This window comes from Methylobacterium indicum (genome assembly GCF_001043895.1).
In the GTDB taxonomy this organism is placed as follows: domain Bacteria; phylum Pseudomonadota; class Alphaproteobacteria; order Rhizobiales; family Beijerinckiaceae; genus Methylobacterium; species Methylobacterium indicum.
Window position 1 is genome coordinate 1 of the sequence record NZ_JTHF01000009.1, and the last position, 21,344, is coordinate 21,344.

Here is a 21,344-nt window from a genome sequence, read left to right on the forward strand (position 1 = left end):
CCCCCAACCCCACCGCCTCCTCGGTCAACGAGGAGATGCTGTTCAAGCAGGATCCGAAGATCCACGGCCGGATCTCGATCCCGAACCAGACGGCCGCCAACCTGATCCAGCCGCAAGGCCGGGAATGGCGGGCGTTCCGCGAATCCTGGATGCCGTGGATCGGCGCCCTCGCGGTGCTCGGCATGCTGGCCGCGCTCGGCCTGTTCTACTTCACCCGCGGGCGCATCCGGCTCGAGCACAGCGAGGAGTCGGGCAAGAAGATCCTGCGCTTCAACAGCTTCGAGCGCTTCTCGCACTGGATGACGGCGAGCTGCTTCATCGTGCTGTCGCTGTCGGGCCTCAATTACATATTCGGCAAGCGGCTGCTGATGCCGCTGATCGGGCCGGAGGCGTTCGCGACCCTGGCCCAGTACGGCAAGTACGCGCATATCTATCTCGCCTGGCCGTTCATGCTCGGCGTGCTGTTCATGCTGGTGCTCTGGGTGCGTGACAACATCCCGGGCAAGATCGACTGGATCTGGCTGAAGCAGGGCGGCGGCCTCCTGGGTGATGCGCATCCGAGCGCCGGGCGCTTCAATGCCGGCCAGAAGATGGTGTTCTGGATGGTGGTCGGCTTCGGCCTCGCCATGGGTGCCACCGGCATCATGATGATCTTCCCGTTCGCGGCCACCGACATCAACGGGATGCAGATCATGCAGGTGATCCACTCGCTGATCGGCGTGGTGTTCATCGCCGGCATCCTGGCCCACATCTATATCGGGTCGCTCGGCATGGAGGGCGCCTACGACGCCATGGGCAGCGGCGAGGTCGATCTGGCCTGGGCCAAGGTGCACCACGACCTCTGGGTGAAAGAGCAGCAGGCCAAGACCGCGAGCGGGCCGCAGCTCGGCCGCTCCCAGGTCCCGGCCGAGTGAACGGGCGGAGACAGCAGCGATGAAAGCCTTCCTGGTCGCCGTCGCGGCGGCCCTGGTGCTCGCCACCGCGGCGAGCTTCCTCCTCGGCGAGAACCAGCGCTTCGCCTACCAGGCCTTCGCCACCTCGGGCGCGCGGGTCTCGGATCCGGGCACCAACCTCGTCGGCCCGCGCTGGACCGGCGACATCAAGGAGCCGGCTTCGGCCAGCCACAAGATGGAGGCGGGCTCGTGAGCCGGACCAGCATCATCCTCGCCGCCGCCGGCCTCGCCGCGACCATCGGCGCCGCCCAGGCCGGGGGTCCGCCGGCCAACCTGTGCCAGGAACTCGTCGCCTTCGTGCACCCGAAGGCGCCGGACGCTCCCCCGGCGAGCGCGCCGCAACCCGCGGCGGCCGCCGTCCAGGCGCCCGACCGGGGCGCGGCGCAGCAGCCGAGCAACGGCGCCGGGGAGGTGCAGCAGAAATCGGGCCTGAGCGGACCCGTCGCCCAGTCCGGACCCGGGGCCTCGGGCCCGCAAGGCCAGGCGCAGAGCCAAGCCGCTCCCGCCCCGGCGGCGACTCCGGCCCAGAAGGGCCCGAGCCCGGAGCAGGTCGCTCAGGTGGACGCGGCCGCCGCGAGCGGCGACATCCAGGCCTGCCGCGCGGCGGCACGCGCCATGCGGGTGGCCGGCGTGGTGATGCCCGCGCCGCTGCTCTCGCTCTCGGCCCTCGATCCGAAGTTCTTCGCGGCGCAGTGATCGGCCGTCAGGCTTGCGACTCGCGCATCGCCGCCGCGATCTCGGCTGCGGTGAAGCGCGGGGTGATGTGCTGCGGGCAGTTCCAGTCGAAGCCCGCGACCCGCAGCACCGCGACCCGCTCGATCCGGGCTCGGTAGGGCGCGACGCTCACCGCCTCGACGAGGTCCGGCCGCTCCCGCGCCTCGTGGAAGGCGAGGTGGCCGACGAGCTTCAGCCGGCGGCGCGCGGCGTGATCGAGAACGAACAGCGCCACCCGGTCGTCGCCCGCGACGTTGCCGAGGGTGAGGTACTGGCGATTGCCGGAAAACTCCGCCCAGGCGATCGTGTCCGCGTCGAGGACCCGGATGAACCCCGCCGGCCCGCCGCGATGCTGGATGTAGGGCCAGCCGTCGGACGAGACGCTCGACAGGAAGAAGCTGTCCCGGGCCGCCAGGAACTCGGCCTCGTTCGGCCCGAGATGGGCGTCGAGGGCGGGGCCGGAAATCTCGTGTCCGGCGAACGGCGAGCCGAGGCGGCTCTGCGCCGCCCGCACCGCCGGGGTGAACAGGATCTCGAAGAACCGCCGCATGACCGGCCTCCCATGACACGAGCGGCCGGATCGGGTCCTGACCGGCGCCGGGCCTTGAGGTAGTCTCCCCCGTGATCCGGCAGAATGACCGTGATCCGGTAGTCAGTCTTCCGACAGGTGGAACGATCATGGACCGGCTCGACGCGATGCGGGTCTTCGTGGCGGCCCTCGATGCCGGCAGCCTCGCCGGCGCGGGGCGGCGGCTCGGCCATTCTCCGGCCGCGGTGAGCCGGGCCGTCGCCTTCCTGGAAAGCCATGTCGGGGTGCCGCTTCTGCACCGCACCACCCGGTCGCTGCGGCTGAGCGAGGCCGGCGAGCGCTACGCCGCCGCCTGCCGCCGGGTGCTCGCCGATCTCGAGGAGGCGGACCTGCTGGCGGCCGGCGAGCGGGCCGCCCCCCGCGGCCTGATCACCGTGACGGCGCCCCTCGTCGCCGGGACTCGGGTGCTGCGACCGATCCTCGACGCCTTTCTGGATGCCGAGCCGGCGGTACGCGCCCGGCTTCTGCTCCTCGACCGGCCGATGAGCCTCGTGGAGGAGGGGGTCGACGTGGCGCTGCGCATCGCCCATCTGCCGGATTCGAGCCTGGTCGCGCTCAAGGTCGGCGCCGTGCGGCGGGTGGTCTGCGCCGCCCCGGCCTACCTGGCACACCGGCCGGCCGTCACGGAGCCGGCGGACCTCGCGGGCCACGCGGTGATCGCCACAACGAGCGTCGGACAGGACGCGCCGCCGGATTCCTGGGCCTTCCACGGCCCGGATGGAACGCCGCGGGTCGTGCGCGTCGCCCCGCGCCTCGTCGTCAACGGCATCGAGGCCGCCCTCGATTCGGCGCTGGCCGGGCACGGCCTCCTGCGCTGCTTCTCCTACCAGGTCGCCGAGGCGGTGCGGGACGGGCGACTGAGCGTCCTGCTCCCGCACGCCGAGCCGGCACCCCTGCCGGTCCACCTCGTCACCCCGGAGGGGCGCCTGGCGGTGCCGAAGATGCGGGCCTTCGTGGATTTCGCTCTGCCGCGCTTGCGGGGGGCGTTCGAGCGACTGGCGCTCGGGGGGTGACGGTCAGTCTCGCCCGGCGAGCCACGCCGTCGCCCGCACCAGATCGGCCTGCGACAGGCCGTGGCCGGCGGGCAGCACCTCGTGGGTGACGGCCGCACCCGCATCCCGCAGCATCGCGGCGAGGCCCGCCGCGTTGTCGGCCGGCACGATCGGGTCCATCCGGCCCGACAGGATCAGCACCGGCTCACCCTGGAGGCGCGCGGCCGGCGGTGCCGAGACCGGCACCATCGCCCGCAGCAGCACGGCGCCCGACAGAACCCCGGGATGCAGGAGCATCAGGGCGGCGGCGATGTTGGCGCCGTTGGAGAATCCGACCGCTATGGGCGCCGCGAGGCCGTACCCGGCCCGCGCCGCCGTGACGAAGGCGGCGAGGTCGCCGGCCCGGCGCACCACGTCGGCCTCGTCGAACACGCCTTCCGCGAGGCGGCGGAAGAAGCGCGGCGCGCCGCCCTCCAGCACCTGTCCGCGGGGCGAGAGCAGGGCGGCGCCGGGCAACAGAGCCCGGCCGAGGGGCAGGAGGTCGTCCTCGTCGCCGCCGGTGCCGTGCAGGAGCAGGAGCGGCGGGAGCGCCGGATCGGCGGCGGGCTCGAAGCGGTGCTGGAACGACAGGGCGGCCATCGGGAATCCTCTAGGTCTAGGCGCGAAAGAGCTTCGCGACCCGCTGAGTCTCGCGGGCAAGCAGCGCGGCGTCGCCCGCCACCGCCACGAAGCCGAATCCGGCCTCGAAATCGGCCTTCGCGCCGGCCTCATCGAAGTTGAGGAGGCCCGCCGCCTTGCCGGCCCCGCGGATCCGCGGCAGCGCCGCGGCGATCGCCGCGCGCACCGGCGCCGCGCCGGGCTGGCCGAGATGGCCCATGCTGGCGGCGAGGTCGTTGGGGCCGATGAACACGCCGTCGACGCCCTCGACCGCCGCGATCTCGCCCGCCGCCTCCAGCGCCTGCGCGGTCTCGACCTGCACCACGACGCAGACCTCTTCGACCGAGCGGGCGTGGTAGTCCGGCCGCAACCCGTAGCCGGTCGCGCGCGAGGCGCCGGCGAAGCCCCGGATGCCGTGCGGCGGGTAGCGCGTCGCTGCGACGGCCCGGCGCGCCTCCTCGGCATTCTGCACGAAGGGGAACATCAGCGAGCGGGCGCCCTGGTCGAGCAGGCGCTTGACCATCACGGGCTCGTTCCAGGGCACCCGCACCACCGGCTCGGCGGTGCCGCCCTCGGCGGCGCGCAGGTGGTCGACGACCTGGATCAGGTCGTTGGGCGAGTGCTCCATGTCGATCAGCATCCAGGCGAAGCCGGCCCCGGCGGCGAGTTCGGTGATGCCGGCCGAGCCGGTGGTCATCCACAGGCCGGCGAGCCGGCGGCCCTCGGCGAGTCCGCGCTTGAACGGGTTGTCGAAGGATTTCATGGCGTGTCCTCCCGGCTTGGGTTGTCGTTCTCGTTGGAATGTCGGTCGTCGTCCGTCCCGGGTCGCCCCCGGACGGAGGTCGCGAACGGGACGGACGACATCATCGGCCCGGGGTCACCCGGCCTTCGCCAGGTGCTTGAACATGTGCCCGCGCGCCTCGGCGTCGAACTCCGCCTTGAAGGTGAAGCGGTCCTTGAGGGCGACGGCCCGGGCGGCGGCCGGGCGGGCCGCGATCGCGTCGACGTGACGCTTCACGTTGGGAAGGTCGGCATAGGCGTCCTCGCCCATCACGAAGGGCAGCATCCGGGCCCAGCCCCAGACCGCCATGTCGACGATGCCGTAGGCCTCGCCCACCATCCATTCGTGCTCGGCGAGGTGCCGGTCGAGGACGGTGTAGTGGCGCTTCGCCTCGTACTGGTAACGGTCGTTGGCGTAGGGCACCTTTTCGGGCGCGAAATTGCGGAAATGCACCGCCTGGCCGGAGAACGGACCGATGCCGGTCGCGACGAACATCAGCCAGGACAAGAGCGCGGCCCGCTCCGAGGCCGGGGCCAGGAAACGGCCGGTCTTCTCGGCGAGGTAGAGCAGGATCGCGTTCGAATCGAACACCACCTGGCCGTCGTCGACCAGCACCGGCACCTTGCCGTTCGGATTGAGCTTCAGGAAATCGGGGGCGAACTGCTCGCCCTTGCGGGTGTCCACGGCAATCGCCTCGTAGGGAAGCCCCGCCTCCTCCAGGAAGAGCGCGACCTTGGTCGGGTTGGGCGAACCGTTGAAGTAGAAGGTGATCATCCGAGACTCCATCGCGCGCGGTCGACGGCTCTCACACTCCCCAATTGCCGGCGGGGATCAACTGCTGCGCATCGAAACGCAGCGTTGCCGTGCCGGGCCTGGACTCCCGGCGCCGATCCGCCATGGTGCGGGATCGTTTCAGCGGGAAGCCTCGGCCCTGGTCCTCACCCCCGACGAGTGGAGCGCGCTCCGGCTCAGCCTGCTGGTGGCGAGCGTGGCGACGCTGGCGAGCCTGCTGCCGGGCCTCGCGGTCGCCTACCTGCTCGCCCGACGCGAGTTCCGCGGCCGGGCGCTCCTCGACGGGCTGGTGCACCTGCCGCTGATCCTGCCGCCGGTGGTGACCGGCTACCTGCTGCTCCTCGCCTTCGGCCGGCGGGGCTGGTTCGGCCCCGCGCTGGCGGAACTCGGCATCGTGTTCTCGTTCCGCTGGACCGGGGCGGCGCTCGCCTGCGCGGTGATGGGGTTTCCCCTGATGGTGCGGGCGATGCGGCTCTCCTTCGAGGCGGTGGACACGAAGCTCGAACAGGCCGCCGGGACCCTCGGCGCCGCGCCGGCCGCGGTCTTCCTCGTCGTGACGCTGCCGCTCGCCCTGCCGGGCATCCTCGCCGGGGCGGTGCTGGCCTTCGCCAAGGCGATGGGGGAGTTCGGGGCCACCATCACCTTCGTGTCGAACATCCCGGGCGAGACCCAGACACTGCCGGCGGCGATCTATACCCTGACCCAGGTGCCCGGCGGCGAGGCGGGGGCGTTGCGCCTCACCCTGGTCTCGGTCGCCCTGTCGATGGCGGCGCTGATCGCCTCCGAGTGGCTCGCGCGGCGGGCGAAGGCCCGGCTCGGGGCATGACCGGGATTTCGGCATGATCGAGGTCTCGGTCCGGCACAGGCGCGGCGCCTTCGCGCTCGACGCGGACTTCGCGGCGGCGGGCCGGATCACCGCCCTGTTCGGTCGCTCGGGCTCGGGCAAGTCGACCCTCGTCGACGTGATCGCCGGGCTGGTGCGGCCGGATCACGGGCGGGTGGTGGTGGACGGCGTCACCCTCCTCGACACCGAAGCCCGGGTCCGGGTGCCGGTCCACCGGCGCCGGATCGGCTACGTCTTCCAGGAGGCGCGGCTGATGCCGCATCTCAGCGTGCGCCAGAACCTGCTGTTCGGGCGCTTTTTCGCCCGCCACCGCTCCGGCGGCCCGAGCCTCGACGCGGTCGCCGATCTCCTCGGCATCGCGCCCCTCCTGGAGCGGCGCCCGGCCGGGCTGTCGGGCGGCGAGCGCCAGCGGGTGGCGATCGGCCGGGCGCTGCTCGCCCGCCCGCGGCTCCTCCTGATGGACGAGCCGCTCTCGGCCCTCGACGCGGCGCGCAAGGCCGAGATCCTGCCCTATGTCGCACGGCTGCGCGACGAGGCCCGGGTTCCGATCGTCTATGTCAGCCACGCGGTGGCGGAGGTGGCGCGCCTCGCGGACACGGTGGTGGTGCTGGATTGCGGGCGGGTGGCGGCCTGCGGCCCGGCGGCCGAGGTCCTGCGGCGCGATGCGCTGTTTCCCGGTCGCGACACCGGGGAGACCGGCGCCCTGCTGCCTTTGCGCGTCGCCGCCCACGACGACGCCTTCGGGCTCACCCATCTCGACGGCGCAGCCGGCCGGCTGACGGTGCCGCGCCTGTCCCTGCCGCCGGGATCGAGCCTCCGGGTCCGGGTGCGGGCCCGCGACGTGCTGGTGGCGCGGGAGGCGCCGCGTGGGTTGAGCGCCCGCAACGTCCTGCCCGGGACGGTCGTCGCGGTCACGCCGGGGGAGGGGGCCCATGCCCGGGTCGAGATCGCCTGCGGCGAGGCGGTGCTGGTCGCCCAGGTCACGCGGCTCGCCGCCCACGAGCTTTCTCTCGCACCGGGGCTGCCGGTGGTGGCGATCGTGAAGAGCGTCGCCTTCGACGAGGAGACGATGGGCGTCGTGGAGATCTGACGGAAACGGCCCGGGACGCGGATCGCGCCCCGGGCCGTCGATGCCCTGATGGGGGTGATCGATCGTCAGTGACCGTGAGCCGGCTCCCGGGCCGGCTCGGTCGCGTGAACCGCTCCCGGCGCCGCGTCGAGGTTCCGGTCCAGATTCTCCTCACGCACGCGCTTCCTCTGGAAGAACCGCATCGCGACGACGAAGAAGACCGGGACCAGGATCACCGCCAGCACGGTGGCGGAGATCATCCCGCCCATCACGCCGGTGCCGATCGCCTGCTGGCTCTTCGAGGCCGCGCCGCTCGCGATGGCGAGCGGCACGACGCCGAAGATGAAGGCGAGCGAGGTCATGACGATCGGCCGGAAGCGCAGGCGCGAGGCCTCGACCGTGGCCGGCACCAGCTTGGTGCCGGGCTTCCAGAGTTCGCGCGCGAACTCGATGATCAGGATCGCGTTCTTGGCCGACAGGCCGATGATCGTGATGAGGCCGATCTTGAAGTACACGTCGTTCGGCATGTCCCGGATGAGAACGCCGGCGACCGAGCCGATCACGCCGAGCGGGATGACCAGCATCACCGCGAGCGGGATCGACCAGCTCTCGTAGAGCGCGGCGAGACACAGGAACACGATCAGCACCGAGAGGGCGAGCAGCAGGGTCGCCTGAGAGCCGGCCTGCTTCTCCTGCAGCGACTGGCCGGTCCAGGCATAGCCGAAGCCCTTCGGCAGTTGCGTCATCAGCCGCTCCATCTCGGCGATGGCCTCGCCGGAGGTGAAGCCCGCCGCCGGCTCGCCGGTGAAGCGGACCGACTGGTAGCCGTTGAAGCCGATGATCTGGGCCGGGCCGACGCTCCACTTCAGATGAGCGAAGGACGACATCGGCACCATCGTGCCCTGCTGGTTCTTGACGCCGTAATTCAGCAGGTCGGTGGCGTTGAGGCGCTGGTTGTCGTCGGCCTGGACGATCACCCGCTGCATCTTGCCCCGGTTGGGGAAGTCGTTGGTGTAGACCGAGCCGAGATTGACCTGGATCGTGTCGTTGATGTCGGAGAAGTTGACGCCGAGCGCCGCCGCCTTCTCGCGGTCGATCACCAGCTCCGCCTGCGGCGCGGGCGGCAGGCCCTCGACATAGACGTTCTTGAGGATCGGGCTCTTGCGGGCCAGCGCCAGGAGCTGCTCCTGGGCAGCCATCAGGGCCGCGTAGCCCTTCTGGGCTCTGTCCTGGAGGCGGAAACTGAAGCCCGAGGCGTTGCCGAGGTTGTCGATCGGGGGCGGCTCGAGCGCCTGGATCACCGCGTCGCGGTAGCTCGCCATCGCCTTGTTGGTGCCGGCGACGAGCGCCGCCGCCGACTGGTCCTTGCCGCGCTCCGACCAGGGCTTCAGCGTCACGAAGGCCTGCGAGGTCATCTGCCCCTGACCCGAGAACGAGAAGCCGTTGACGATCGTCACGGTCGCCACGCCCGGCTGGGCCAAGAGGTGCTCCTCGGTCTTCTTCACCGCCGCGAGCGTGCGGTTGAACGAGGAGCCCGGCGGGGTCTGGATGTCGACGGTGAAGAAGCCCTGGTCCTCGACCGGCAGGAAGCCCTCGGGCAGGCGCACGAAGGCGTAGGCCACGCCCGCGACGAGGATCAGGTAGACCACCATCATCCGGCCGGACTTCTTCACCGCCCAGGCGACGCCGCGGCCGTAGCGCGCGGTCTCGCGGTCGACGATGCGGTTGAACCAGCCGAAGAAGCCGCGCTTGGCGTGGTGATGGCCGGGCTCGACGGGCTTCAGCAGCGTGGCGCAGAGCGCAGGCGTCAGCGAGAGCGCCAGGAAGGCCGAGAAGGCGATCGAGGTCACCATCGCGATCGAGAACTGGCGGTAGATGATGCCGACCGAGCCGGGGAAGAACGCCATCGGGATGAACACCGCGACGAGCACCAGCGTGATGCCGATGATCGCGCCGGTGATCTGGCTCATCGCCTTGCGGGTCGCCTCCTTGGGCGACAGGCCCTCTTCGGACATGATCCGCTCGACGTTCTCGACCACCACGATCGCGTCGTCGACCAGGATGCCGATCGCCAGCACCATGCCGAACATGGTGAGCACGTTGATCGAGAACCCGGCGAGCAGCATGATCGTGCAGGTGCCGAGCAGCGCGATCGGCACCACGATCGTCGGGATCAGGGTGTAGCGGATGTTCTGGAGAAAGAGGAACATCACGATGAACACCAGCACCACCGCCTCGACGAGGGTGTGGAGCACCTTCTCGATCGAGGCCTCGACGGCGGGCGTGATGTCGTAGGGAATGTCCCACTTCACCGTATCGGGGAAGAACTGGGACAATTCCACCATCTTGGCGCGGATCGCCTTGGCGGTGTCGAGCGCGTTGCCATCCGGCGCCAGCGTCACCGAGATGCCGGCGGCCGGCCCGCCGTTGAGGCGGGTGGTGAACTTGTAATCCTCGCCGCCGAGCTCGATCCGGGCGACGTCGCGCAGGCGCACGGTCGAACCGTCGGGATTGGCGCGCAAGACCACCGCGCCGAACTCCTCGGGCGCCCGCATCTGGCCCTTGACGGTGATCGGGTAGTTGACCGCGTTGGTCTCCGGGCTCGGCTGGGCGCCGACGGCGCCCGACGCGATCTGGACGTTCTGGCGGGTGATCGCCTGAGTCACGTCGGCGGCGTTGAGCGACAGGCCGCGCAGCTTGTCGGGGTCGATCCAGACCCGCAACGAGCGCTCGGTCGAATACAGGGTGGCGCGCCCGACGCCTGGGATGCGCCGGATCTCGTTGATGACGTTGCGGATCAGGAAGTCGCCGAGGGCGACCTCGTCCATCGACCCGTCCTTGGAGACGAGGGTGATGATGTTGAGGGTCGCGGCCGAGGCCTCCTCGACCAGGATGCCCTGCTGGCGCACCTCCGCGGGCAGCCGCGCCTCGACGCGCTTCAAGCGGTTCTGCACCTCGACGCCGGCATAGCCCGGATCGGTGCCCGGCTCGAAGTTCGCCGTGATCTCGACGACGCCGAACGAATCGCTCGCCGATTCGAAGCTCTGGATGTTGGCGGCCCCGTTCAGCTCATCCTCGATGAGCCGGGTCGTGCCGGTATAGAGATCCTCCACCGAGGCGCCCGGGAAGGCGGTGGAGAGGGCGATCGAGGGCGGCGCGATGATCGGGTACTGCGCCACCGGCAGCATCGGGATCGTGAGCACGCCGCCCAGACAGATGAACAGCGCGACGACCCAGGCGAAGATCGGCCGGTCGATGAAGAAGCTCGCCAAGGGGGTGTCCTCCTCAGCGCTGTTCGGTCGAGGCAGGGGCGGGGTGCGAGCCCGCCGACGCCACCGTGGTGGTCTCGAACGGCACCGCCGCGACCTGGGTGCCGGCGACGATCTTCTGGAAGCCCTCGGCGACGACCCGGTCGCCCTCCTTGAGCCCGTCGCGGATCACCCATTGGCCCTCGACCACCGGGCCGACCTCCACCGGCTGGAGCATCACCTTCTGGTCCGGCCCGACGAGCCAGACCTGGGCGCGGCCGTCATTGGAGCGGTGCACCGCCTGCTGCGGCACCGCGATGGCGTCGGAATCGATGCCCTGCTTGATCCGGGCGCGGACATACATGCCGGGGAAGAGCTCGCCGTGGGGGTTCGGCACCACGGCGCGGAGCGTCACCTGGCCGGTGCTCGGATCGGCGGTCACGTCGGAGAAGAGCAGCCGGCCGGGCTCGGGATAGAGCGAGCCGTCATCCATGATGACCCGCACGCTCGCGACGTCGGCGGCGAGGCGGTCGAGCTCGCCGCTGGCGAGATCCCGGCGCAGCTTGTTCAATTCGCCGACCGACTGGGTGATGTCGACGTAGATCGGGTCGAGCTGCTGGATCGTCGCCAGGTTGCTGGCGCCGCCCTGCTCGACCAGCGCCCCTTCCGTGACCAGCGCCCGGCCGATGCGGCCGGAGATCGGCGCCCGCACGTCCGTGTAGCCGAGGTTGAGCTGGGCCCGGTCGCGGGCCGCCTTGGCGCCGGCCACCTCGGCCTCGGCCTGCTTCTGGGCCGCGAAGGCGGCATCGTACTGGGCCTGGCTCGCGGTCTGGCGCGACAAGAGGGTCTCCAGGCGCTCGGCCTGCTGGCGGGTCAGCACCAGGGCGGCCTCGGCCTTGGCGAGCGCCGCCTCGGCGCTGGCGAGATCGGCCCGGAACGGCATCGGGTCGATCTTGTAGAGGATGTCGCCCTCCTTGACCTGGCTGCCCTGCTCGAAGGTGCGCTTGGTGACGAGGCCGGCGACCCGGGCCCGCACCTCGGCGATGCGGGTCGGCGCGGCGCGGCCCGGCAGGTCGCGCTCGTAGGGGATCGGCTGGTGCTTGACCGTCACGATCGAGACTTCCGGCGGCGCGGCCGGGGCCGTAGGCGCGGCGGCCTGCTGGGCCGGCTTGCAGGCGGCGAGCCCGAGGAGGAGGGCGGTCGCTCCGAGGAGGAGGCGGCGGCGTTGGGTCACGGGTCGGTCTTTCCTGCGCGGTTGTCGGAGGCGGCCGGGGCGCGTCGCGCCGCCGGGCGTCCGGGCAAAGGTCGGGGGGCTCGCGGTGACGCGAGCCTCGGATGCGCGCACCGGCGCGGCTGCCGGGAGCAGCGGCGGGCCTTCAGGCTCGCAAGGTGACGAGGCGGAGATGTGACGGTGCGCCGTCTTCCGTTAAGGAAGCGACACGACGGCCGTCAGGCGCCGGCCTTCGGCGGGCGTTCGGGCAGGGCGGCGCGAGCCTGCACCAGGGCACCGAGGCGGCGCGGGGGTAGAAGCGTGGCGGCTCCCGCTGCGGGTGTCTCGGCCGGGCAGGCGAGGTTCGTGCTCGCCGCGCCACCGTCATCCGGGCGGGGGTTGTCGACGCCGCCGGCCGTGAGGGTGCAGGCCGGGCTCTTCACCCAATGCGCATGGAGCGCCGCCATCGGCGAGGCGCCGTGGGCGGCGCGCAGGACGGGCTCGGGACGGCCGGCCGCGGCATCCGCCGCCGACATCGCCAGGAAGGCGAAGCCGAGGCCGAGAAGGGCGGTCGCGCAGAGACGCGCGAGAGATGTCCAGAGACGACCAGTCACAGAGCGAGACAGTGGGGGTTCCGCTCGCACTGCACAAGCGGCCGCGACATTCTGTCAAGCCGGTGCGACCGGCCGCCGGATTCTCCGCGGGGCTTGATCGAACCCGCAGGCCGCCGTACCGCTTTTTCGAAATCAAGACCGGGAGAGAAGGCCATGAGCGCGCCGCGGGACGTCTACATCTGCGATTACGTGCGGACCCCGATCGGCCGCTACGGCGGCGCGCTGGCGCGTGTGCGGGCGGACGATCTCGCGGCCGTGCCGCTCGCCGAACTCGCGCGGCGCAACCCGGCCCTCAAGGAGGCGGTCGAGGAGGTGTTTCTCGGCTGCGCCAACCAAGCCGGCGAGGACAACCGCAACGTCGCCCGCATGGCGCTGCTGCTGGCCGACTATCCCGAGCGGGTGCCGGGCCTGACCCTCAACCGGCTCTGCGCCTCGGGCCTCGACGCGGTGGGCGCCGCGGCCCGCGCGATCCGGGCCGGCGACATCGACCTCGCGGTGGCGGGCGGCGTCGAATCGATGACCCGGGCGCCCTTCGTGATGGGCAAGGCCGAGGGCGCGTTCCAGCGCCAGGCCGAGATCCACGACACCACGATCGGCTGGCGCTTCGTCAACCCGGTTCTGAAGCACCAGTACGGCGTCGATTCGATGCCGGAGACCGCCGAGAACGTCGCCGAGGATTACCAGATCGGCCGCGCCGACCAGGACGCCTTCGCGCTGCGCTCGCAACAGCGGGCGACCCGGGCGCAAGCCGACGGCACCTTCGCCCGCGAGATCGTCGCGGTCGAGATCCCGGACCGCAAGGGCGGCCACACGAAGGTCGAACGCGACGAGCATCCCCGGGCCGACACCACCGCAGAGGGCCTGGCCAAGCTGAAGCCCTTCGTGAAGAAGGACGGCACGGTAACCGCCGGCAACGCGTCCGGCGTCAACGACGGCGCCGCCGCCCTGGTGCTCGCCACCCGCGAGGCCGCCGAGCGCCACGGCCTGACCCCGATCGCCAAGGTTCTCGGCCTCGCCTCGGCGGGCGTGCCGCCCCGGGTGATGGGCATCGGCCCGATTCCGGCAGTGGAAAAGCTCTGCGCGCGGCTCGGGCTCAAGCCGTCCGACTTCGACGCGGTGGAGCTCAACGAGGCCTTTGCCTCGCAGGCCCTGGCCTGCCTGCGCGGCCTCGGCCTGCCCGACGATGCCGACCACGTGAACCCGAACGGCGGCGCCATCGCGCTCGGCCATCCCCTCGGCATGTCGGGGGCGCGGATCGCCGGCAGCGTCGCGCTCCAGCTCGCCCGGACGGGTGGCCAGCTCGGGCTCGCAACGATGTGCGTCGGCGTCGGCCAGGGCGTCGCGCTCGCGGTCGAGCGTGTCGCCTGAGGCCGTCCCGATCCGCGGCGGGGCGCCGCAGGAGCCCCGCCGCCCTTCGGGGAAGGCCGAACACGACGCGGGAAACCCATCGCTCCTCCCGCACTGCACCATGGCGGGGCCGGACGGCTTGAGATAAGCATGAGCGTTCTCGCACGTCCCAAGGAACCGCCCGGACGCGGCCCTCCGCCATCCGCGGGGCGCATCGCCGGAGCGCCAACGATCGCATGAGCCGTCACATCTCCCATCCCGGTCCCGACCTCCTGCCGCCCGGACGAAGCCTCCGCTTCGCCCGCCGGACCCGGTGAGGCCCGCGATGCCCAGCAGAACCGGATCACGCCCCGGCGCCGACGCGGCCGCAGGCGCCCCCGAGACCGACGAGCCCGAGGCCGGCGACGCCGAAGCCGAGTTCCTGACGGTCCTCGGCCAGCGCGTGCGCACCATGCGGGCCGTCCGGGCGATGTCGCGCAAGGTGCTGTCGCAGACCTCCGGCCTGTCCGAGCGCTACATCGCGCAGCTCGAGGGCGGGCAGGGCAACGTCTCGATCATCCTCCTGCGCCGCGTCGCCATCGCCATGGGCGTGCGGCTCGAGGACCTGATCGCCGCGGTCGAGAGCCCGCCCGACTGGCCGGTGGTGCGCGACCTCCTGGCCAAGGCCGGGGCGGAGCAGATCGCCGAGGCCAAGCGCGTCCTGTCGGGCGCGGCGGCACCCGGGGAGGGGCCGACGCAGCGCGTCGCCCTCGTCGGCCTGCGCGGCGCCGGCAAGTCGACCCTCGGGCGCATCCTCGCCGAGCGGATGGGCTGGACCTTCGTCGAGCTCAACCGGGAGATCGAACGCGAGAACGGCCTGTCGGTGGCGGAGATCTTCGCGATCTACGGCCAGGAGACCTATCGCCGGCTGGAGCAGGGCGCCCTGCGCCAGCTCGCCGAACGGCCGGGCCCGATGGTGCTGGCGACCGGCGGCGGTATCGTCGCCGAGCCCGTCACCTACGACCTCCTCCTGTCGTCGTTCTTCACCGTCTGGCTCAAGGCACGGCCGGAGGAGCATATCCACCGGGTGCGCGAGCAGGCGGCCAAGGGCCTGGCCCAGGCCCGGCTCCCCGACAGCGACAACGCGCTGCGGGAGATCCGGGCGGTGCTGATGAGCCGCGAGCCGCTCTATGCCCGCGCCCGGGCGGTGATCGACACCGCCGACCACAACGTGGCCGAGACCGCCGCCGAGCTGACCGGCCTGGTCGAGGGCTATCTCGGCGGGGGCGCGCGGCGCGGGAGCTGAGGCGCCCGCGCCACGGCCTGGCCGGACGGCCCAGAAAAATCGCCGTCCGGTCCGGTCCCCGCACGCATTCTGGCCGCAAATGAGTCGGCAGGGTCGCCGTCGCGCACGGACGATCGTGCCCGAGGGATGATGCCCGAGGAATCATGGCGGGGTCGAGGAGCACGATGGAGAGTTCGAACCGGGCCGAGAGCTACGACGCGCCGGACGAGGCGACGGGGCAGGTGGTCGAGGCGGCGCATTTCTCCGCCATCCGCAGCGTCCGCACCGAGGCCGAGGCGCTGCTGACGCTGGCCCGCGCCCTCGATCACGAGCTGAAGGCCGGTTTCGGCGCCGCCGTCGCGGCGATCCACGACATCCCGGGCCGGGTCATCGTGTCGGGCATCGGCAAGAGCGGGCATATCGGACGCAAGATCGCCTCGACGCTCGCCTCCACCGGCACCCCGGCCTCGTTCATCCACCCGAGTGAGGCCAGCCACGGCGACCTCGGCATGATCACCCAGCAGGACATCGTGATCGCGCTGTCCTGGTCGGGCGAGACGACCGAGCTCGGCGACCTCATCAGCTTCTCCAAGCGCTTCGCCGTGACGCTGATCGGCATGACGTCGAATCCGGCGAGCACGTTGGGGCAGGCCGCCGACATCCTGCTGCCGCTGCCGCTCGTCAAGGAAGCCTGCCCGCACAACCTCGCGCCGACCTCCTCGAGCGTGATCCAGCTGGCGCTCGGCGACGCGCTGGCGGTGGCGTTGCTGGAGCGGCGGGGCTTCTCGGCCAGCGACTTCAAGGTGTTCCATCCGGGCGGCAAGCTCGCGGCCCGGCTCAAGACCGTGGCGCAGCTGATGCATGCCGGCGAGGAGATGCCGCTGGTCACCCGGGGCGTCCGGGTCTCCGAGGCGCTGATCGCCGTGATGGGCAAGCGCTTCGGCTGCGCCGGCATCGTGGACGAGGGCGGCCAGCTCGTCGGCATGTTCACGGATGGCGACATGCGGCGCCACATGAGCCGGGGCGTCGGCCACAGCGACATCCTCGACCGACGCGTCGAGGAGATCATGACGCCGACGCCGATCACGACCACCCCCGGCACCTTCGCCAGTGCCGCCCTGGAGCTGATGAACCGGACCCAGATCACCGCGCTGTTCGCGGTAGAGCGCGGGCGCCCGGTCGGCATCCTGCACATCCACGACATTCTTCGGGCCGGAGTGGTCTGAGGGCGCGTGCCCGGCTGCGCCGTCGTTGATCCGGTCAGCGTCCAGGCAAGCTGGACAATGTCCTGATCCCCACCCAGCCCCAATAGACCCGGTGATGGGCGATGAGCCCACCGGACACGTCGATCATCTCCATGAGGTCGATCTGATCACCCTCGGGCGTCTGGCGCGGGTATTCCCATGCCAGCTGCTGACCGTTGGAGAAGAAGACGCTCGTGCGGTACCAACGGCCCAGACCGTTCTGCGGCGAGCGGAATCCGGTCTCGAAGAAATCCCTGATCGCGGTTTTTTCCTTGAGGATGCCGGTACCGCCCTCGGGCAGGGCCGCCCAGACCAACGGACTCTCGAAAACGGCATCGTCGGCGTAGAGCGTCATCAATCCGTCGATGTCGCGACGCACGACGGAGGCGTGCCAGTGCTCGTGGATGTGGTGGAGGGCGGCGTCCTGGCTCATGGATACGATCCTCGCCGGCGCGATCGGTGGCCGGGAGCCGGATGCTAGCCCCGTGTGCCCCGCGCAGGCTTCGGTCGCCGCCGAAGCGTTCAGTACGGCACCCCACCCCGCCGCTTCTCCCGCAGCGCCTCCGCGTACCACGTCAATTCGTCGAGGAACCGGCCGGTCGGGCGCTCAAGCTAGGGCTGGAGCGCCTGCCCCTCCTCGTCGAGCGCCTTGTGCACCTCCGGGATCGGCAGCAGGGACGGGATGCTCGGCGTGCCGAGTTCGCCCAGCATGGCGCGCAGCTGCATCGCCGCCCGCACGCCGCCGTAGCGGCCGGCCGAGTAGCAGACGATGGCCGAGGGCTTCCAGAAATACTCTTCCAGGAAATGGTCGAGGGTGTTGGACAGGGCCGGCGGAATGCTGTGGTTGTACTCCGCCGACACGACCACGAACCCGTCCGCGCGGCGATAGAGGGCGGCCAGCCGCTCCAGCGACTCGGGCGCCTCGCCCGTCGGGTATTCCTTGTACATCCGCTCGAGCAGCGGCAGGCCGAGCTCGGCCGGGTCGACCAGCGGCGCCTCGTGGCCGCGGGATTCGAGGACACGCACGAGGTAGCGGGCGGCGCGCAGACCGTTGCGCCCCTGGCGCACCGAGCCGAGGATGACCGGAACGACGAGGGCCGGATTCGGATGGGCCGGATTCGGGTGGGCCATGGCGGGACTCCGGGACAGCGGATGCTCCCCGGAGTCTAACACCATCTCACATCATGCCGAGCATCCGCGGCAGCCAGAGCGAGATCGCCGGGACGTAGGTCACGACGACGAGGAAGATCAGCATGGTGAGCAGCCACGGCCAGACCGCGACGGTCAGCTCCGTGATGCCCATGCGGGTGATGCCCGATGCCACGTAGAGGTTGAGGCCGACCGGGGGATGGCACATGCCGACCTCCATGTTGACCACGATCAGGATGCCGAAATGCACCGGGTCGATGCCGAGCTTGGCGGCGATCGGAAACAGGATCGGCGCCATGATGAGCACGATGGAGGAGGGCTCCATCACGTTGCCGGCGACGAGCAGCAGGATGTTGACGATCAGCAGGAAGACGACCCAGTTGAGGCCGGCCCCGGTGATCCAGCTCGCCATCGCCTGCGGGATCTGCTCGCTCGTCATCAGGAACGAGAACAGCACCGCGTTGGTGATGATGTAGAGCAGCATCGCGCTCATGTTGGCCGAATCGAGCAGCACCCGCGGCACGTCGCGCCAGGTGAGGTCGCGATAGACGAATAGCGCGATGACGAAGGCGTAGACCGCGCTCACCGCCGCCGCCTCGGTCGGCGTGAAGGCACCGCTATAGATGCCGCCCAAGACCAGCACGATCAGCAGCAGGCCCCAGACCGACTTGCGGAACGCGGTCCAGCGCTCGGCCCAGCTCGCCTTGGGCATGCGCGGATAGCCGAACTTGCGCGCCCGGTACCAGGTGGTGAAGCCGAGCAGGGCCGCCAGCATAAGGCCCGGGATCACGCCGGCGACGAACAGCGTCGAGATCGAGGCCGAGGACACGCGCTGGCCGTCGGGCCCGGTCACCACCGCGCCACTCGTCGCCACCGAATACATCACCATGACGATCGAGGGCGGGATCAGGATGCCGAGCGCCCCCGAGGTGGTGATGACCCCGGCGCCGAAGCGCTTGGGGAAGCCCTGCGCCACCATGGCGGGCAGGATGATCGAGCCGATCGCCACGACGGTGGCCGGGCTCGAGCCCGAGATGGCGGCAAACAGCGCGCAGGCCATGACGCCGGCGAGCCCCAGGCCGCCATGCCAGTGGCCGACCATCGACGTGGCGAAGTTGATCATCCGCCGGGCGACGCCGCCATGGGTGAGGAAGTTGCCCGACAGGATGAAGAACGGGATCGCCATGATCTCGAAGTTCTCGATCCCGGTGAACAGCTTGAGCGCCACCGCCTCGATCGGTACGGTGGTCATGGTGAACAGGAAGGTGAGCACCGAGAGGCCGAGCGCGATCGAGATCGGCATGCCGGTGAGCATCAGGGCGATGAGCAGCCCGAAGATGATGGCGGCGTTCATCGGGCAGGGCCTCCGGTGCGGGCTTCGTCGGCCAGGTCCTGCGCCGCGTGCGGGCTCTCGACCACGCCCTCGACATGGCCCGGATCGTGGTGGGGCAGCTCGCCGGTGCGCCAGAAGCTCCACGCGACCTGGAGGAAGCGGAAGCACATCAGGGCCGAGCCGAGGGGAATCGCCAGGTAGACGACCCAGCTCGGGATCTCGAGGTCGGGGGTGGTCTGGTCGGTGTCGACGAGGCCGTAGACGAAGCGGGCGCCCATCGTGCCGACGATCGCCGTGAACAGCGCGCCGCAGAGGAGGCCGAACAGCACGACCCGGTCGCGCCAGGCCGGGGGCAGCTGGTTCACCGCCACGTCGACGCCGACATGGATGCCGGTGCGCACGCCGTAGGCGGCACCGAACTTCGCCATCCAGACGAACATGTAGATGCACAGCTCCTGGGCCCAGGAGAGGTGGATCGCGGTGGTGATCGGATAGAGCGCGTCGATGCCGGACGCGTAGCGATGGACCACGGCGACGAAGATCAGCAGCGTCGCGCCGGCCATCAGGCTCGCGATCAGGATCTCCTCGAGGCGGTCGAGGATGCGCAGGGGATGCATGGGGTCTCCCGGGGCGGGGGCGAGGGCGGGCGTCAGGATCGGTCGGCGTCGGGCCAGGGAAAGCGGATGTTGCCGGCGCGCAGGCCTTCCAGCACCACCTCGATCCCGCCCGACTTCACCATCCATTCGAGGCGGTGGTCGCGGTATTCCCGCCGGCGCCCGCCGGAGGTGTAGAGCTCGGAGGCCTCCGCCATCCGGGCCGCCGCGGCGTCGAACTCCCGGAAGGTCTCGGCGACCGAGGGGCGCTCGCGGATGCGGGCGTGCCAGCGCGCGAGCGGGCTGCCCTCCGCGGGCCCGAGCCCGTAATGCACCGAGCGGTTGACCATCGGGGCGACCGCCGCGTCGGCCCAGCCGAACCCCTCGCCGCCGAACCACGGGGCGTCGCCGAGACGGCCGCTCAGCCAGTTCTGCAGGACCTTCGTCTGCGCCGCCGCCTGGGACCGCAGGTGGTCGGCGAGCCCCCCCGACGCGCGGCCAAACCACAGGATCTCGCCGAATCCCCAGTTCACCGCCTCGTACTGGGTGTCGCAGACCTCCTCGGTCATGCGGGCGACGGCGCGCTGCGCGGGATCGCGGGGCAGCAGCGGCGGCTCGGGCCAGCGTTCCTCGACGTATTCGAGGATGATCGTCGATTCGAAGATGGCGACGTCGCCCTCGACCAGCACCGGCACCTCGGTGCGGGGATTGGCTTGCGCGAAGGGACCGTCGCTGCGTCCGGTCCCGAAGGTCTCCGGCAGCTCGGCCGTGAACGCCACGCCCTTCTCGCGCAGGGCGATCTTGACCTTCTGCGCATAGGACGAGAGCGGATGCTCGTAGAGCAGCATGACGGCGGTTCCCCCCCCGGAGCCGTTTCGTTCGTTTGCGCCACCTTCGCACGCGGCAGCGTGGCGGGTGAACCCGACGATGGTTGGTAGCGGTGGATCCGGACCGGACGGTTCCGGCAGCCATACGGTCGAAGCGCGAACGAAGACGCGCGGGGTTCCCCTCGTCCAGGCGGGCGGACGTGGCGGCATCGCGGCCTCGTCCGCATCGGATACCGAGGACGAAGCGGCACTGGCGGATGTTGCGCGCGGCGGCATATTACGCGCACGACCATTACGAGCCGAGGATCCGCCACCATGCGCTCCAGCCGCACCCTCCGGGCCGCCTGTCTCGTCGTCGCCGCCTTGATCGCGGTCCCGGCCGCGGCCGCCGAGCCGACGACGGTCTTCGCGGCGGCGAGCCTGAAGAACGCCCTCGACGAGGCCGGCAAGGCGTTCACGGCCGAGAGCGGCATCCCGGTGCGGGCGAGCTACGCCGCCTCCTCGGCGCTGGCGCGCCAGATCGAGCAAGGGGCGCCGGCCGACCTCTTCGCCTCGGCCGACCTCGAATGGATGGACTACCTCGCCGCCCGCAAGCTGGTCCGGCCCGAGACCCGGGTGAACCTGCTCGGCAACCGCCTGGTCGTGGTGGCGCCGAAGGATGCCAAGATCACGGAGGCGGCGTTCACGCCGGACTGGTTCGCCCGGACGCTCGGCCCCGACGGACGCCTCGCCACCGGCGAGGTCAATTCGGTGCCGATCGGCAAGTACGCCAAGGCGGCGTTCGAGACGCTGGGCCTGTGGGCGCCGCTTCAGCCCCGGCTCGCCCAGGCCGACAACGTGCGGGCGGCGTTGGCGCTCGTTTCCCGCGGCGAGGCGCCGCTCGGGGTGGTCTACGAGAGCGACGCGAAGTCGGATCCGGGCGTGAAGGTGGTGGGGGTCTTTCCGGAGGGCAGCCACCCGCCGGTGATCTATCCCTTCGCGGTGACGACGGAGGCCAAGGGCGAGGGCGGTCGGCGCTTCCTGTCCTACCTGCGGAGCAAGGCCGCCCGCCGCTTCTTCGAGGCGCAGGGGTTCACGGTGATCGGGGAGGGGGCGTCGCAGTAGGACGCCCCGGTTCGCGGTCG

General features: G+C 71.0%; 21 protein-coding genes and 1 pseudogene. 10 read left to right on the plus strand and 12 right to left on the minus strand.

What is annotated here, in order from left to right:
* The 3 genes from QR78_RS01105 to QR78_RS01115 all read left to right on the plus strand — a co-directional run.
* The coding region (locus tag QR78_RS01105; protein WP_048425638.1) for a formate dehydrogenase subunit gamma at positions 1-914 on the plus strand (914 nt) is incomplete at its 5' end.
* Positions 915-933: 19 nt separating this feature from the next.
* A complete protein-coding gene (locus QR78_RS01110) occupies positions 934-1,146 on the plus strand; it encodes a hypothetical protein (protein ID WP_048425639.1) in 213 nt (70 codons plus the stop codon).
* Positions 1,143-1,649, plus strand: a complete 507-nt coding sequence (locus QR78_RS01115; protein WP_053220754.1) for a hypothetical protein — start codon at positions 1,143-1,145, stop codon at positions 1,647-1,649. The genes QR78_RS01110 and QR78_RS01115 overlap by 4 nt, the downstream gene beginning before the upstream one ends.
* 7 nt (positions 1,650-1,656) lie before the next feature.
* On the opposite strand, the gene QR78_RS01120 is transcribed toward QR78_RS01115, so the two are convergent.
* Positions 1,657-2,217, minus strand: coding sequence for a pyridoxamine 5'-phosphate oxidase family protein (locus QR78_RS01120; RefSeq protein WP_048425641.1), 561 nt, complete (start codon positions 2,215-2,217; stop codon positions 1,657-1,659).
* 128 nt (positions 2,218-2,345) lie between these two features.
* Between QR78_RS01120 and QR78_RS01125 the strand changes: the two genes are divergently transcribed.
* Positions 2,346-3,269, plus strand: a complete 924-nt coding sequence (locus QR78_RS01125; protein ID WP_048425642.1) for a LysR family transcriptional regulator — start codon at positions 2,346-2,348, stop codon at positions 3,267-3,269.
* Positions 3,270-3,272: 3 nt separating this feature from the next.
* On the opposite strand, the gene QR78_RS01130 is transcribed toward QR78_RS01125, so the two are convergent.
* The 3 genes from QR78_RS01130 to QR78_RS01140 form a co-directional block, all read right to left on the minus strand.
* Positions 3,273-3,887, minus strand: a complete 615-nt coding sequence (locus tag QR78_RS01130; RefSeq protein WP_048425643.1) for an alpha/beta hydrolase — start codon at positions 3,885-3,887, stop codon at positions 3,273-3,275.
* Positions 3,888-3,903: 16 nt separating this feature from the next.
* The gene (locus QR78_RS01135; protein ID WP_048425644.1) at positions 3,904-4,668 is read right to left on the minus strand and encodes an HpcH/HpaI aldolase family protein; all 765 of its coding nucleotides are present in this window, start codon (positions 4,666-4,668) and stop codon (positions 3,904-3,906) included.
* Positions 4,669-4,782: 114 nt separating this feature from the next.
* The gene (locus QR78_RS01140) at positions 4,783-5,460 is read right to left on the minus strand and encodes a glutathione S-transferase family protein (RefSeq protein ID WP_048425645.1); all 678 of its coding nucleotides are present in this window, start codon (positions 5,458-5,460) and stop codon (positions 4,783-4,785) included.
* A gap of 157 nt (positions 5,461-5,617) precedes the next feature.
* Here QR78_RS01140 and modB point away from each other — a divergent pair, with 157 nt between their 5' ends.
* Positions 5,618-6,304 carry a molybdate ABC transporter permease subunit gene (gene modB / locus QR78_RS01145; RefSeq protein ID WP_048425661.1) on the plus strand — a complete coding sequence of 229 codons (687 nt, stop codon included), beginning with the start codon at positions 5,618-5,620 and terminating at the stop codon, positions 6,302-6,304.
* Positions 6,305-6,317: 13 nt separating this feature from the next.
* Positions 6,318-7,412, plus strand: a complete 1,095-nt coding sequence (gene modC, locus QR78_RS01150) for a molybdenum ABC transporter ATP-binding protein (protein ID WP_048425646.1) — start codon at positions 6,318-6,320, stop codon at positions 7,410-7,412.
* Positions 7,413-7,477: 65 nt separating this feature from the next.
* Here the strand turns inward: modC and QR78_RS01155 are convergent, their stop codons facing one another.
* From QR78_RS01155 to QR78_RS01165, 3 genes are all read right to left on the minus strand, one after another.
* Positions 7,478-10,663, minus strand: coding sequence for an efflux RND transporter permease subunit (locus QR78_RS01155; protein ID WP_048425647.1), 3,186 nt, complete (start codon positions 10,661-10,663; stop codon positions 7,478-7,480).
* 13 nt (positions 10,664-10,676) lie between these two features.
* Complete coding sequence (locus QR78_RS01160) at positions 10,677-11,873, minus strand: efflux RND transporter periplasmic adaptor subunit (protein WP_048425648.1); 1,197 nt, start codon at positions 11,871-11,873, stop codon at positions 10,677-10,679.
* Positions 11,874-12,088: 215 nt separating this feature from the next.
* Positions 12,089-12,463 (minus strand): hypothetical protein, encoded by a 375-nt coding sequence (locus QR78_RS01165; protein WP_048425649.1) that lies wholly within the window; start codon positions 12,461-12,463, stop codon positions 12,089-12,091.
* Positions 12,464-12,616: 153 nt separating this feature from the next.
* Between QR78_RS01165 and pcaF the strand changes: the two genes are divergently transcribed.
* From pcaF to QR78_RS01180, 3 genes are all read left to right on the plus strand, one after another.
* Entirely contained in the window at positions 12,617-13,831 is a 1,215-nt protein-coding gene (gene pcaF, locus QR78_RS01170) for a 3-oxoadipyl-CoA thiolase (RefSeq protein WP_048425650.1), read from the plus strand.
* A 304-nt stretch (positions 13,832-14,135) separates the two neighbouring features.
* A complete protein-coding gene (locus tag QR78_RS01175; protein ID WP_082171956.1) occupies positions 14,136-15,095 on the plus strand; it encodes a helix-turn-helix transcriptional regulator in 960 nt (319 codons plus the stop codon).
* Between the two features lie 164 nt (positions 15,096-15,259).
* Entirely contained in the window at positions 15,260-16,300 is a 1,041-nt protein-coding gene (locus tag QR78_RS01180) for a KpsF/GutQ family sugar-phosphate isomerase (RefSeq protein ID WP_048425651.1), read from the plus strand.
* Between the two features lie 34 nt (positions 16,301-16,334).
* Here the strand turns inward: QR78_RS01180 and QR78_RS01185 are convergent, their stop codons facing one another.
* The 5 genes and pseudogenes from QR78_RS01185 to QR78_RS01205 all read right to left on the minus strand — a co-directional run bounded on the left by QR78_RS01185 (position 16,335) and on the right by QR78_RS01205 (position 20,241).
* Positions 16,335-16,751 (minus strand): nuclear transport factor 2 family protein, encoded by a 417-nt coding sequence (locus QR78_RS01185; protein ID WP_048425652.1) that lies wholly within the window; start codon positions 16,749-16,751, stop codon positions 16,335-16,337.
* Positions 16,752-16,840: 89 nt separating this feature from the next.
* Positions 16,841-17,449, minus strand: a pseudogene (locus QR78_RS01190) (NADPH-dependent FMN reductase).
* Between the two features lie 46 nt (positions 17,450-17,495).
* Complete coding sequence (locus QR78_RS01195) at positions 17,496-18,821, minus strand: TRAP transporter large permease (RefSeq protein ID WP_048425653.1); 1,326 nt, start codon at positions 18,819-18,821, stop codon at positions 17,496-17,498.
* Complete coding sequence (locus QR78_RS01200) at positions 18,818-19,417, minus strand: TRAP transporter small permease (RefSeq protein WP_048425654.1); 600 nt, start codon at positions 19,415-19,417, stop codon at positions 18,818-18,820. The genes QR78_RS01195 and QR78_RS01200 overlap by 4 nt, the downstream gene beginning before the upstream one ends.
* Positions 19,418-19,449: 32 nt before the next feature.
* Positions 19,450-20,241 (minus strand): glutathione S-transferase family protein, encoded by a 792-nt coding sequence (locus QR78_RS01205; protein WP_048425655.1) that lies wholly within the window; start codon positions 20,239-20,241, stop codon positions 19,450-19,452.
* A gap of 294 nt (positions 20,242-20,535) precedes the next feature.
* Here QR78_RS01205 and modA point away from each other — a divergent pair, with 294 nt between their 5' ends.
* A complete protein-coding gene (gene modA / locus QR78_RS01210; protein ID WP_048425656.1) occupies positions 20,536-21,324 on the plus strand; it encodes a molybdate ABC transporter substrate-binding protein in 789 nt (262 codons plus the stop codon).
* Positions 21,325-21,344 lie beyond the last annotated feature (20 nt).